At 69.6% G+C, this 13,139-nt stretch carries 12 protein-coding genes, 1 pseudogene and 1 riboswitch; of the genes and pseudogenes, 10 read left to right on the top strand and 3 right to left on the bottom strand.

Annotated features, from left to right (window positions below; all coding sequences use genetic code 11):
* From IF54_RS0116375 to IF54_RS0116365, 3 genes and pseudogenes are all read left to right on the top strand, one after another.
* Positions 1–326: pseudogene (locus IF54_RS0116375) on the top strand (cytochrome ubiquinol oxidase subunit I); the annotation flags it as partial.
* Positions 323–721, top strand: coding sequence for a cytochrome c oxidase subunit 4 (locus IF54_RS0116370; RefSeq protein ID WP_020137386.1), 399 nt, complete (start codon positions 323–325; stop codon positions 719–721). The pseudogene IF54_RS0116375 and the gene IF54_RS0116370, both read left to right, overlap by 4 nt.
* A gap of 131 nt (positions 722–852) precedes the next feature.
* Positions 853–2,115: a L,D-transpeptidase gene (locus IF54_RS0116365; protein WP_030319117.1), complete on the top strand. Its 1,263-nt coding sequence runs from the start codon at positions 853–855 to the stop codon at positions 2,113–2,115.
* Positions 2,116–2,193: 78 nt separating this feature from the next.
* Here IF54_RS0116365 and IF54_RS0116360 read toward each other — a convergent pair whose 3' ends face one another.
* The gene (locus IF54_RS0116360) at positions 2,194–2,595 is read right to left on the bottom strand and encodes a response regulator transcription factor (RefSeq protein WP_030319115.1); all 402 of its coding nucleotides are present in this window, start codon (positions 2,593–2,595) and stop codon (positions 2,194–2,196) included.
* 145 nt (positions 2,596–2,740) lie between these two features.
* On the opposite strand from IF54_RS0116360, the gene IF54_RS0116355 reads away from it, so the two are divergent.
* From IF54_RS0116355 to IF54_RS43905, 7 genes are all read left to right on the top strand, one after another.
* Positions 2,741–3,361, top strand: coding sequence for a cytochrome c oxidase subunit 3 (locus tag IF54_RS0116355; RefSeq protein ID WP_030319114.1), 621 nt, complete (start codon positions 2,741–2,743; stop codon positions 3,359–3,361).
* Between the two features lie 60 nt (positions 3,362–3,421).
* Positions 3,422–4,231 carry a c-type cytochrome gene (locus IF54_RS0116350; RefSeq protein WP_028809595.1) on the top strand — a complete coding sequence of 270 codons (810 nt, stop codon included), beginning with the start codon at positions 3,422–3,424 and terminating at the stop codon, positions 4,229–4,231.
* Positions 4,228–5,283: a ubiquinol-cytochrome c reductase iron-sulfur subunit gene (locus tag IF54_RS0116345; RefSeq protein ID WP_030319113.1), complete on the top strand. Its 1,056-nt coding sequence runs from the start codon at positions 4,228–4,230 to the stop codon at positions 5,281–5,283. Before IF54_RS0116350 ends, IF54_RS0116345 begins: the two co-directional genes overlap by 4 nt.
* The gene (locus IF54_RS0116340) at positions 5,280–6,917 is read left to right on the top strand and encodes a cytochrome b (protein ID WP_030319111.1); all 1,638 of its coding nucleotides are present in this window, start codon (positions 5,280–5,282) and stop codon (positions 6,915–6,917) included. Before IF54_RS0116345 ends, IF54_RS0116340 begins: the two co-directional genes overlap by 4 nt.
* Before the next feature lie 177 nt (positions 6,918–7,094).
* Positions 7,095–8,159 (top strand): anthranilate phosphoribosyltransferase, encoded by a 1,065-nt coding sequence (gene trpD / locus IF54_RS0116335; RefSeq protein WP_030319109.1) that lies wholly within the window; start codon positions 7,095–7,097, stop codon positions 8,157–8,159.
* Between the two features lie 76 nt (positions 8,160–8,235).
* A riboswitch (SAM riboswitch) is annotated at positions 8,236–8,352 on the top strand.
* A gap of 120 nt (positions 8,353–8,472) precedes the next feature.
* Positions 8,473–9,834 (top strand): aminotransferase class V-fold PLP-dependent enzyme, encoded by a 1,362-nt coding sequence (locus IF54_RS0116330; RefSeq protein WP_030319106.1) that lies wholly within the window; start codon positions 8,473–8,475, stop codon positions 9,832–9,834.
* A 66-nt stretch (positions 9,835–9,900) separates the two neighbouring features.
* A complete protein-coding gene (locus tag IF54_RS43905) occupies positions 9,901–12,042 on the top strand; it encodes a protein kinase domain-containing protein (protein ID WP_030319103.1) in 2,142 nt (713 codons plus the stop codon).
* Between the two features lie 30 nt (positions 12,043–12,072).
* On the opposite strand, the gene IF54_RS0116320 is transcribed toward IF54_RS43905, so the two are convergent.
* Together IF54_RS0116320 and IF54_RS0116315 are read right to left on the bottom strand one after the other, a co-directional pair.
* Positions 12,073–12,354, bottom strand: coding sequence for an Lrp/AsnC family transcriptional regulator (locus IF54_RS0116320; protein ID WP_020137395.1), 282 nt, complete (start codon positions 12,352–12,354; stop codon positions 12,073–12,075).
* Positions 12,351–13,091, bottom strand: a complete 741-nt coding sequence (locus IF54_RS0116315) for a rhomboid family intramembrane serine protease (RefSeq protein ID WP_030319100.1) — start codon at positions 13,089–13,091, stop codon at positions 12,351–12,353. Before IF54_RS0116315 ends, IF54_RS0116320 begins: the two co-directional genes overlap by 4 nt.
* Positions 13,092–13,139 lie beyond the last annotated feature (48 nt).

Here is a 13,139-nt window from a genome sequence, read left to right as displayed (position 1 = left end):
CACCGGCAAGATGCTCGACGAGCGCCTCGGCAAGATCACGTTCTGGACGCTGTTCGTCGGCTTCCACGGCACCTTCCTGGTCCAGCACTGGCTGGGCCAAGTACGGCAAGCCGGTCGGCGTCGACGACCCGTGGGGCTACGGCCGCTCCCTGGAGTGGGCGACCTCCTGCCCGCCGCCGCGGCACAACTTCCTCACCCTGCCGCGGATCCGCAGCGAATCCCCGGCGTTCGACCTTCACCACCCGGAGATCGCCGCTCTCGACCAGCTCGAGAACGCCGGCCACGGTGAGAAGGCTCTCTCGGGCGGCAAGGAGGCCGGCAAGTGAAGATCCAAGGACGGATGTTCATCTGGCTGAGCGTCTTCATCCTCGTCATGGCGATCGTCTATGGCGTGTGGTCGAAGGAGCCGGCCGGTACCACCGCGCTCTTCCTGGCCTTCGGCCTGTCCGTCATGATCGGCTTCTACCTGGGCTTCACGGCCAGGCGGGTGGACGCCGGCGCGCAGGACAACAAGGAGGCCGACGTCGCGGACGACGCCGGTGAGGTCGGGTTCTTCAGCCCGCACAGCTGGCAGCCGCTCGCCCTCGGCTTCGGCGGCGCCCTCGCCTTCCTGTCGGTCGCGATCGGCTGGTGGCTGCTGTACTTCTCGGTGCCGGTGATCCTGGTCGGCCTGTACGGCTGGGTCTTCGAGTACTACCGCGGTGAGAACCGCACCCAGTAGCACGAGCGGAGCTCAACAGGAGCCCGGACACTCCGTCAGGAGCGTCCGGGCTCCTGCGTTTGCCGCAAGAGTCATCACTCGTACGAGTCGCCCCGCGTGCCGCTGTTGACTTCGCTTCCTAGCGTGAAGTCATGAACCACACACCGCGTACCCGCACCGTCGTCAGCTGCACGATGTTGGTGATCACCTTCGGCATAAGCACCTCGGCCTGCGGGTCCGACGGGAACCCGCTGGCTGCCACGCCCTACGACGCAGCGGACCAGATCGCCTTCAACGCGCCCACCGGTGACGGCAAGAAGGCCGACCCGGACAAGCCCCTGGAGGTCACCGCCGAGGACGACGACGGCCGTATCACCGACGTCACCGCCACGGACGCCACAGGCCGCTACGTGGCGGGCGAACTCTCCGCCGACGGCTCCCGCTGGCACAGCACCTCCGCGCTGGCCGCCAACGCCCACTACACGGTCCGGGTGAGCACCGAGGACGACGACGGGGCACCCGGCCGCAAGGTCCTCGCCTTCGACACCAGCAAGCCGCTCGGCAAGAAGCGCCTCAACGTCACCTTCGGCCCCAAGTCGGGCACCTACGGCGTCGGCCAGCCGATCACCGCCAAGCTGGACAAGCCCGTCAAGGACAGGGCCCAGCGCGCGGTCGTCGAGCGGGCCCTCAGGGTCGACGCCACGCCCGCCGTGCAGGGCGCCTGGCACTGGGTGGACGACAAGGAGCTCCACTACCGGCCCAAGGAGTACTGGCCCGCCCACGCCACCGTCCAGGTCCGCAGCGAGCTGGAGGGCGTCAAGATCGGCGACCGGCTCTGGGGCGGCAAGGCCAAGCCCGTCAAGCTGACCACCGGCGAACGCATCATCGCCGTGACGGACGCCTCGACGCACTCGATGACCGTCTACAAGAACGACCAGGTCATCAAGGAGCTCCCGGTCACCACCGGCAAGCCCGGCTTCGACACCCGCAACGGCGTCAAGGTCGTACTCGCCAAGGAGTACTTCGTACGTATGCGCGGCACCAGCATCGGCATCGCCGAGGGTTCCTCGGAGTCGTACGACCTGCCGGTCTACTACGCCACCCGCCTCACCTGGAGCGGCGAGTACGTGCACGCCGCCCCCTGGTCGGTGGGCTCACAGGGCTACGCCAACGTCAGCCACGGCTGCACCGGCATGAGCACCGACAACGCCGAGTGGTTCTTCGAGACGGTCCACGAGGGCGACGTGGTCAAGGTCGTCAACTCCGACGGCCACACCATGGAGGCCTTCGGCAACGGCTTCGGCGACTGGAACCTCGACTGGAAGAAGTGGCGCGAGGGCAGCGCCCTGGTCGCAGCACTCCCGGACGCCCCGAGCGCGGACCAGACGGCACGGCTGCGACCGACGTCGGTGTGATCCACTCAGGGGCGCGGGGAACTGCGCGCTCAGCCGCAACGGACCCGCAGCCGCCCGCAAACCGCAGGACCCGAGCTCCTAGGCGCTCAGGGCCTTCCGAGACCGCAGCAGAGAAGCCAGCGCCGACGCGAACTCCACCGGATCCACCGGATGCGTCACCGCACCCTCCGCCCGGCTCCACGTGGCCAGCCACGCGTCCTGCGGCCGCCCGATCAGCAACAGCACCGGCGGGCAGTGGAACACCTCGTCCTTGATCTGCCGGCACAACCCCATACCGCCCATGGGCACGGCCTCGCCGTCGAGGACACAGACGTCGATCCCGCCCTTGTCCAGCTCCTTCAGCACCGCCGCAGGCGTGGCGCACTCCACGAACTCCACCACCGGGACGTCGGGAGCGGGACGGCGTCCCGTCGCCAGCCGAACTTGCTCGCGGGTGTTGGAATCGTCGCTGTAGACCAGCACCGTGGCGGTCGGCTGCATTGTTCCTCCGTGACGTCAGCGTCGTAAGGACAGGCCCGTAGGCCCGGATGCTACTCCCTTGAACACCACGTCAACACCGGTACGGAGGAGTAAGACACTCCGAACGGCACCCCCCGGAGTGAGGGCGGGATAAGCGACCGACATAATGTCGGTCGTGGCGACAGCAACGACAGACACAACCGGGCACGCGCACCCGTCGGTCAACCGACCGAACCTCACCAGCGTCGGAACCATCATCTGGCTGAGTTCCGAGCTGATGTTCTTCGCGGCCCTCTTCGCGATGTACTTCACCCTGCGATCGGTGACGGGTCCCGATCACTGGAAGGAAATGGCGCACAGCCTGAACTTCCCGTTCTCGGCGACGAACACCACGATCCTGGTGCTCTCCTCGCTCACCTGCCAGCTCGGCGTCTTCGCCGCCGAGCGCGGTGACGTGAAGAAGCTCCGGGGCTGGTTCATCGTCACGTTCATCATGGGCGCGATCTTCATCGGCGGTCAGATCTACGAGTACACGGAGCTGGTGAAGAAGGACGGGCTCTCCCTGTCCTCCGACCCGTACGGCTCGGTGTTCTACCTGACCACCGGCTTCCACGGCATGCACGTGACGGGCGGCCTGATCGCGTTCCTGTTCGTTCTCGGGCGTACCTACGCGGCCAAGAGGTTCACCCACGAGCAGGCGACCGCGGCGATCGTCGTGTCCTACTACTGGCACTTCGTCGACGTCGTCTGGATCGGCCTCTTCGCCACGATCTACATGATCAAGTAGCCGGGCCCGCTCCCGACATCGCAAGCATCGACGCAGAAGATCCTGACACCGGGGTAATCCGTGAAAAAGCTCTCCGCACGACGACGCCACCCGCTGGCGGCGCTCGTCGTCCTACTCCTCGCGCTGGCATGCACCGGGGGGCTGTACGCCGTGTTCGCGCCCGCGAGCAAGGCGCAGGCAGATGAAACCGCCCAGTCCCTGGCCATCGACGAGGGCAAGAAGCTCTTCGCCGTAGGCTGCGCCAGCTGCCACGGCACCGGCGGTCAGGGATCCTCCGACGGCCCGAGCCTGGTGGGCGTGGGCGCCGCGGCCGTAGACTTCCAGGTTGGAACCGGCCGCATGCCGGCCCAGCAGCCTGGTGCGCAGGTTCCGCGCAAGAAGGTCATCTACACGCAGGCCGAGATCGACCAGCTGGCCGCGTACATCTCCTCGCTGGGCGCGGGTCCGAGCATTCCGACGGAGGCGCAGTACGGCCCCGACGGTGCCGACATCGCCAAGGGCGGCGAGCTGTTCCGCGACAACTGCACGCAGTGCCACAACTTCACCGGCAAGGGTGGCGCGCTGACGCACGGCAAGTTCGCGCCGAGCCTCGAGGGCGTCGACCCGAAGCACATCTACGAGGCCATGCAGACCGGCCCGCAGAACATGCCGTCGTTCCCCGACACCACCCTGTCGGAGCAGAACAAGAAGGACATCATCGCGTACCTGAACGCGGTCAACGGCGACGACACCGTGAGCCCCGGCGGCCTTGAGCTGGGCGGTCTCGGCCCGGTCTCCGAAGGCCTGTTCGCCTGGATCTTCGGCCTCGGCGCGCTGATCGCGGTCGCCGTCTGGGTCGCCGCTCGGACCGCAAAGGCCAAGAAGTCATGAGTAGCCAAGACATTCCAGAAGAGAACCTGCCCGCAGAGCAGGGCGCGCACGGCGCGGTAGGCGTCGCGGACGAGCAGAACCCGTTCGCCGACCCCGGTCTCCCGCCGCACGAGCACCGGGTGCAGGACATCGACGAGCGGGCCGCCAGGCGGTCCGAGCGCACGGTGGCCATGCTGTTCACGGTCTCGATGCTGTCGACGATCGGGTTCATCGCCTCGTACGTGAGCATCCCTCACGACAAGTCGATCTTCGTCTTCCCGATCGGCCACATCAACGCGCTGAACTTCGCGCTGGGCCTGACCCTCGGTCTCGCCCTCTTCGCGATCGGCGCGGGCGCGGTCCACTGGGCCCGCACCCTGATGTCCGACGAGGAGATCGCCGACGAGCGTCACCCGATCGAGGCGTCCCCCGAGGTCCGCGCGAAGGTGCACGCGGACTTCAAGCAGGGCGCCAAGGAGTCGGCGCTCGGCCGTCGCAAGCTGATCCGCAACACGATGTTCGGCGCGCTGGCCCTGTTCCCGCTCTCCGGTGTCATGCTGCTGCGCGACCTCGGTCCGCTGCCCGGCACCAAGCTCCGCCACACCATGTGGTCCAAGGGCAAGCTGCTGGTCAACATGAACACCGACCAGCCGCTGCGTCCCTCGGACGTCGCCGTCGGGTCCCTCACCTTCGCCAAGCCCGAGGGCCTGGAGGAGCACTCCGAGGAGTTCCAGACCGAGATCGCCAAGGCCGCCCTGATGATCGTCCGGCTCCAGCCCGACAACATCAAGGACAAGCGCGAGCTCGAGTGGTCGCACGAGGGAATCGTCGCGTACTCGAAGATCTGCACCCACGTCGGTTGCCCGATCTCCCTGTACGAGCAGCAGACGCACCACGTGCTCTGCCCCTGCCACCAGTCCACCTTCGACCTCTCCGACGGTGCCCGGGTGATCTTCGGCCCCGCCGGTCACGCCCTGCCGCAGCTGCGCATCGGCGTGAACGACGAGGGCTACCTTGAAGCGCTCGGCGACTTCGAGGAGCCCGTCGGTCCTGCATTCTGGGAGCGCGGATGAGCACTACAGAGTCCACCGGGTCGCGCTCGCGCGACAAGGCACCGGCCGGCGAGCGCGTCGCCGACTGGGCCGACGGCCGGCTGGGGATCTACTCCCTGGCCAAGGCCAACATGCGCAAGATCTTCCCCGACCACTGGTCGTTCATGTTGGGCGAGGTCTGCCTCTACAGCTTCATCATCATCATCCTCACGGGTGTGTATCTGACGCTGTTCTTCCACCCGTCGATGAACGAGGTGGAGTACCACGGCAGCTACGTCCCGCTCCAGGGACAGATGATGTCCGAGGCGTTCAACTCGACCATGCACATCTCCTTCGATGTGCGCGGTGGTCTGCTGATCCGGCAGATCCACCACTGGGCGGCGCTGATCTTCCTCGCCGGCATGTTCGTGCACATGATGCGGGTGTTCTTCACGGGCGCGTTCCGCAAGCCGCGTGAGGTCAACTGGCTGTTCGGCTTCCTGCTGTTCGTCCTCGGCATGTTCACCGGCTTCACCGGTTACTCGCTGCCGGACGACCTGCTCTCCGGCACCGGTGTCCGCTTCATGGAGGGCGCGGTCCTGTCCGTGCCGATCGTCGGCACGTACCTGTCGTTCTTCCTGTTCGGCGGAGAGTTCCCGGGCGGCGACTTCGTGGCCCGCTTCTACTCGATCCACGTCCTGCTGCTGCCGGGCATCATGCTCGGCCTGGTCGTCGGCCACCTGATCCTGGTCTTCTACCACAAGCACACGCAGTTCGCGGGCCCCGGCAAGACCAACAACAACGTCGTCGGCATGCCGCTGCTGCCGGTCTACATGGCCAAGGCCGGAGGCTTCTTCTTCCTGGTCTTCGGTGTCATCGCGGCCATCGCGGCCATCGCCTCGATCAACCCGATCTGGTCGATGGGCCCCTACCGTCCCGACCAGGTGTCCACGGGCGCCCAGCCGGACTGGTACATGGGCTTCTCCGAGGGCCTGATCCGCGTCATGCCGGGCTGGGAGATCAACTTCTGGGGGCACACGCTCGTCCTGGGCGTGTTCATCCCGCTGATGATCTTCCCGCTGGTCCTGGTCGCGATCGCGGTCTACCCGTTCATCGAGTCCTGGGTCACCGGCGACAAGCGCGAGCACCACATCCTGGACCGCCCGCGCAACGCCCCGACACGGACCGCGTTCGGTGTCGCGTGGATCACCTGGTACTTCGTGCTGCTGGTCGGTGGTGGAAACGACCTCTGGGCCACCCACTTCCACCTGTCGATCAACGCCATCACCTGGTTCGTGCGGGTCGCGTTCTTCGTCGCCCCGGTCCTGGCGTTCGTCGCCACGAAGCGGATCTGCCTCGGCCTCCAGCGCCGCGACAAGGACAAGGTGCTGCACGGCCGCGAGTCCGGCATCATCAAGCGCCTGCCGCACGGTGAGTTCATCGAGGTGCACGAGCCGCTCAGCCAGGAGCAGCTGCACACGCTCACGGCGCACGAGCAGTACAAGCCGGCCGAGATCGGCCCCACGGTCGACGCGAACGGCGTCGAGCGCAAGGTCGGCCGCTCCGAGAAGCTGCGTGCCAAGCTCAGCGAGGCGTACTACGGCGAGGAAGCCCAGATCGCCAAGCCGACCGTCGAGGAGTACAAGGAGATCACGAGCGGCCACGGCCACCACTGATCACTGCTTGTCGCTGCGCTCGCCACGCGCGGTAGCAAGGGCCCGTCCGGTTCGCCGGACGGGCCCTTTCCCGTGCGGGTCGGTGGGGGCTCGTCCGAGGGCCGGACGTGGCCCTGTGGCGTGCTGCGGGCTGGATAGGGTGTCAGCACACTTTTCTACGACATCTGGAGCGGCCCCATGAGCGCTGTGACCCCCGCTGGAGGCGACACCGCGGCGGGCCGTTCCTGGCCCGAGGTGCTGAACGCCCTGCTGTACGGCCGTGACCAGAGCGCCGACGCGACGGCGTGGGCGATGGACCGGATCATGCAGGGCGAGGCGACCGACGCGCAGACCGCCGGTTTCGTGGTCGCCCTCAGAGCCAAGGGCGAGACGGTCGAGGAGATCAACGGGCTGGTGCGGACGATGTACGCGCACGCCAATGTGATCGAGGTCCCCGGACGGACGGTCGACATCGTCGGCACCGGCGGCGACGGCGCCAAGACCGTCAACATCTCCACGATGTCGGCGATCGTCGTGGCCGGCACCGGTGCCACGGTCGTGAAGCACGGCAACCGGGCCGCCTCCTCCGCGTCCGGCGCCTCGGACGTCCTGGAGAAGCTCGGCGTCAACCTGGAGCTGACCCCGCAGCGGGTGGCCGAGGTGGCCGGCGAGGCCGGTATCACCTTCTGCTTCGCGATCAAGTTCCATCCGGCGCTGCGGCACGCGGGCGCCGCCCGCGGTCAGTTGGGCATCCGCACGGTGTTCAACATCCTCGGCCCGCTGACCAACCCCGCCCGGGTGCGGTCCCAGGCGGTCGGGGTCGCCGATCCACGCATGGCACCCGTCGTCGCGGGCGTCTTCGCCGAGCGCGGCAACTCCTCCCTGGTCTTCCGCGGTGACGACGGCCTCGACGAGCTGACGACCACCTCGACCTCCCACGTCTGGGTCGTCCGCGACGGCAAGGTCACCGAGGAGAGCTTCGACCCCCGGGACGTCGGCATCGACCTGGTGCCGGTGGAGGCCCTGCGCGGCGGCGACCCGGCGTACAACGCGGAGGTCGCCAGGAAGCTCCTGGACGGCGAGAGAGGCCCGGTCCGGGACGCCGTACTCCTGAACTCGGCGGCCGCGCTGGTCGCCCTGGACCCGGGCACCGGGACGCTGGCCGAGCAGCTGCGGGCCGGGATGGACAAGGCCGCGGAGTCGATCGACTCCGGGGCGGCCAAGCGGACCCTGGAGCGCTGGGTGGCCGCGAGCAACGCCTAGCGTCCGGCGGGGTGTCGTCCCGCGATCCGGACACGGGTTGCGGGACGACGATCACCTCGCGTAGGTTTTTTGACCAGGTCATGAGTGACAGTCATGAGGCCCCGGCCGACTGTCCGGCAACCCTCCGTCCGTGGCGGGGTGCCCCGGGTGAAGACCAGGCCGTAGGCAGCGAGGTCTGCGGCAAGCGCGGATCCCTCACGAACCAGGGATCCTGGTCGTTCGAGGAGTCTTCCGTGAGCAAGCGAATGCGATAGGGCGCCGAGCCCCCTCTCCGCACATCCATCTCACTTTTCTCTTTCCACGGGAGTTCCCCATGTCTGTCTCCACCGCTGCCTCCACCCAGACCATTTGTGCGCAGCTGCCCGTTCTGGGCAGGGATGTCACCGTCCCGCTCGTGACCGGCGGCGAAGTCACCTACGCGGCGCTCGACTACGCGGCCAGCGCCCCCGCCCTCCAGCGCGTCTGGGACGACGTGGCGGCGTACGCGCCCTACTACGGCAGTGTGCACCGCGGGGCCGGCTACCTCTCCCAGCTGTCGACGGACCTCTTCGAGAACGCCCGCAGGACCGTCACCGAGTTCCTGGACTGCCGCGACGACGACCAGCTGATCTTCACCCGGTCGACCACCGACTCGCTCAACCTCCTCGCCGCCGCCCTCCCCGCCGACTGCCAGGTCTTCGTCTTCGAGACCGAGCACCACGCGAGCCTTCTGCCCTGGCAGGACGCCCGGGTCAGCTACCTCGACGCCCCCCGCACCCCGCGGCAGGCCGTCGAGACCCTGGAGAAGGCCCTCGCCGCCCGTGACCCGCAGGGCCCGGCCCTGGTCTGCGTCACCGGCGCCTCCAACGTCACCGGCGAACTGTGGCCGGTCCGCGAGCTGGCCGCCGCCGCCCACGCCCACGGCGCCCGGATCGTCCTGGACGCCGCCCAGCTGGCCCCGCACCACCCGGTGAGCGTCCGTGACCTGGACGTCGACTGGGTCGCCTTCTCCGGCCACAAGCTCTACGCCCCGTTCGGCTCCGGCGTCCTGGCCGGCCGTGCCGACTGGCTCAAGGCGGCCGACCCCTACCTCGCCGGCGGTGGCGCCAGCCGCAAGGTCACCCGGCGTGAGGACGGGGGAGTGGACGTGGAGTGGCACGACACCGCCGCCCGCCACGAGGCCGGCTCCCCGAACGTCATCGGCGCCTACTCCATCGCCTCGGCCTGCAAGGCCCTCACCGAGGCCGGCTTCGACACCCTGGTCGCCCGTGAGCAGCACCTGATCGCCAAGGTCCGCGAAGGGCTGGCGGAGGTCCCCGAGGTGCGCGTCCTGTCCCTGTTCGGCGACGACGCCCCCCGCGTCGGCGTGATCTCCTTCGTCGTCGAGGGCTGGAACAGCTCCCACTTCGCCGCAGCGCTCTCCGCCGAGTACGGCATCGGCGTCCGCGACGGCCTCTTCTGCGCCCACCCGCTCGTCCGCACCCTCCTCGGCAGCGACCCGCAGACCCAGGGCGAGTGCGGGGCTCCCGAGGCGGCGCCCGGCGAGAAGTCCCTGAACGCGATCCGGGTGAGTTTCGGCGCGGGCACCCCGGACGAGCACGTGGAGCGTTTCGTGAAGGCCGTGAAGGAACTGGTCGCCGATGGTGCGAAGTGGCAGTACCGCACCGAGGACGGGCGCTGCGTCCCGGCCGTCTGACCAACTGGCCCCTCCCTACGGCGTATACGCTCGCCCGAGAGCCGTACGAGGCAGGGGGAGCACGGGGTGCAGGAGCTGCGGGAGACCGATCCGCGGACCATCGGACCGTACGGGGTCCTGGGCAGACTCGGGTCGGGCGGCATGGGCGAGGTGTACCTCGCCGAGGCGCGGGGCGGGCTCAGGCTCGCGGTGAAGGTGGTCCGCGCCGAGCACGCCGAGGACCGCACCTTCCGCGCCCGGTTCCGGCACGAGGTGCGGGCGGCGCAGACCGTCGGCGGAGCCGGCACCTACACCGCGCGGGTCGTGGACGCCGACACCGAGGCCGCGCGGCCGTGGATGGCCAGCGAGTTCGTGGCGGGCCCCAACCTGCGGGACGCGGTGCTCGACCGGGGGCCGCTGGGCGCGGACGCGGTACGGCTGCTGACGGGGGCGCTGGCCGAGGCGCTCGCCGCGATCCACACCAAGGGCCTGGTGCACCGGGACCTCAAGCCCTCCAACATCCTGCTCGCGCCCGACGGGCCCCGGGTCATCGACTTCGGGATCGTCCGGGCGCTGGAAGGGACCGCGCTGACCCGGACCGGGGTGGTCGTCGGCTCGGTGGGCTATCTCTCGCCCGAGCAGATCCGCAACGGCGCCCAGGTGGTGCCGGCCAGCGACGTGTTCTCCCTGGGCGCGGTCCTCGCGTACGCGTCCGGCGGGAAGGAACCGTTCGGCGAGGGGCAGGACTCGGTCGTCCTGCTGCGGATCCTGACCGGGGACGTCGACCTGTCCGCCGTACCGGAGGAGCAGCTGCCGCTGGTGGAGGCCTGTCTGCGGGACGATCCCGCCAGGCGGCCGACCCCCGCCGAACTGGTCGCGGCCGTGGGGCACACCGCCGGCTCGCTGCGGGAGGGCCTGCGCGAGGGGTGGTTCTCCGGAGGGCCGCCGACCGTGGCCCTCGGTGCCGACGAGCGCTGGGTGCCGGAGGACGGCTCGCGGGAGCGGCTCAGCGGGGTGGAGTACATGGCGCCCATGACGACGGTCACCGACGTGCCCGAGACCACCGGCCCCGGCGCGGCGAAGCCCTCGCGGCGCCGGATCCTGGCGGCCTGCGCCGGTGGCGCGGGGGCCGTGGGCGCCGGGGGGCTCGGCTGGTGGCTGCTGCGGGGCTCCTCGCACACGGCCGCCTCCGCGGGCGCGGGACGCTCCGTGCAGGGCGGCCCGGTCGCGGCCGAGGTGGGATGGACGTACGCCGTGCAGGGGCTCGGCGGGCGGCGCGGCCCCTGTGCCGCCGTCCCGCCCGACGGCACCCGGGTGTACGTCGGCGGTGCGGACGGCACGATGCACGCCCTGGACCTGGCCGGCCGGCCGGTGTGGCGGACCGCGCTGGGCGGCGAGGCCATGTCCCCGCTCGCCACCGCGGACGGCGTGTACTGCCTGCTGGAGAACGACCGGGAAGGCGCCTCCGCGCTGTGCGCGCTCGGTCCGCGCGGCAAGGTCCGCTGGAAGAAGGCCTTCGCCGCGAACAGCCAGTTCCCGGTGGCCTCCGGACGCCTGGTCCTGGTCTCCTACGGCGACGGCTCGGACGCGGGCGGGGTGCGCGCCTACGCCCCCGACGGCAGTGTGCGCTGGTCCACGCCCACGGGTGCGGCGCCCACCAGCGAGCCCCTGGTGGCGGACGGGGTGGTGTACGTCGGCACCTTCGGGGACGAGGTGCAGGCCCTGGACGCGAGGACCGGCAGGCGGCTCTGGGCCACGAAGGCCGGCGCCGACACCGGGCGGCCCGCGCTGGTCGGCGACACGCTGATGGTCGGCTCCGGCGGCGAGCAGATGCTGCACGGCCTCAGCCGCGCGGGCAGGCTCCTGTGGAACTCGGCCAACGACAAGGTGTACGGCAGCCGCTACTTCACCTGCGTGCCCTTCGCGGGGCTCGGCGTCACCGCGTCCGACTTCGAGCTCGTCGCCCTCGACCCCACCGACGGATCGACCGCGTGGTCCTTCCGGTTCACCGACGACGGGAGCCAGTACAGCGACCCGGTGGTCCACGGCGACACCGTCTACGTGCGGCGGGGTTCGACGCTCTACGGTCTCGACCGCAAGGGCCGGCGGGTCTGGCAGAAGCGGGTCGAGGGCGGTGCGTCGGTCGGCACCCAGTCACCGGTCGTCCGCAACGGCCGGGTCTACGTCGCGACCGCGGACGGCATCACGGCGCTCGCGCTGGACTCCTAGCCGCCGGGGCCGGTCAGATGTCGAGGCCGGTCAGCTGTCGAGGCCGATCGCGAAGGCGGCCTCCAGGTCGTGCTGGGAGTACGTGCGGAAGGCCACGTGGGTGTCGGTGGCCTCCACGCCGGGGATCTTGCTGATGCTGCCTGGAATGACCTCGGCGAGGTCCTCGTGCTGCTTCACCCGGACCATGGCGATCAGGTCGTACGTGCCCGTCACGGAGAAGACCTCGCTCACGGACTCCAGCGCGGCGATCCGCTCCGCGATCTCGGGGATCCGGTCCACGCTGGTCTTGATGAGGACGATCGCGGTGATCACGGCTGGTTCTCTCCCTCGGGGGCCGGAGCTGGGGCGGCCCTCACTCTAGTCGTAGGGCCGAAACGCACCCAGGCGAAGGCCAGGCCCAGGCCGAAGCCCACCACGTGGGCGAGATAGGCCACCCCCGGCCCCTCGTTCGCCCGGCCCGCGGCCAGCCACTGGAGCGTCGCCCAGAACGGCAGGACGACCCAGGCCGGGAAGCGCAGCGGGAGGAAGAAGAGGAACGGCAGGAGACTGGTCACCCGGGCTCGGGGGAACAGGAAGAGGAACGCCCCGAGGACCGCGGAGATCGCCCCGGACGCGCCGACCAGGGACTGCTCCGAGCCGGCGTTGGCGGCCGCGTAGCCCAGCAGGGCGAGGTAGCCGCAGCCGAGGTAGAAGAGGAGGAACTGCACCCGGCCCATCCGTTCCTCGGTCATCACGCCGAAGACGTAGAGGAAGAGCATGTTGCCCAGCAGGTGCACCCAGCTGCCGTGGATGAACAGCGCGGTGGCGGGGGACAGGGCGGCGCCGGCGGAGCCCTCGAAGAGCTCGGCGGGGACCACGCCCCAGCGGTGGAAGTAGGCCCGCTGGGCGGCCAGGAGAGCGTCGCCGTGGCCGTAGGCCGGATTGAGGCCGGACGCGGGGCCGACCAGGAAGACCAGGAAGCACAGTGCGATCAGGCCGTAGGTGACCGGTGCCGGCCCCCGAAGCGACCTGCTTGCTCCACCGACCGTCACCCTCCAGTTGCGGATCATGAACACAGAGCATGACGTAACGGGACGCAAGCCGACAGACCGCCTCGC

The sequence above is a fragment of the Streptomyces sp. NRRL B-3229 genome (genome assembly GCF_000719505.1).
In the GTDB taxonomy this organism is placed as follows: Bacteria; Actinomycetota; Actinomycetes; order Streptomycetales; family Streptomycetaceae; genus Streptomyces; species Streptomyces griseorubiginosus.
This window is presented reverse-complemented; position numbering and strand designations above follow the sequence as displayed.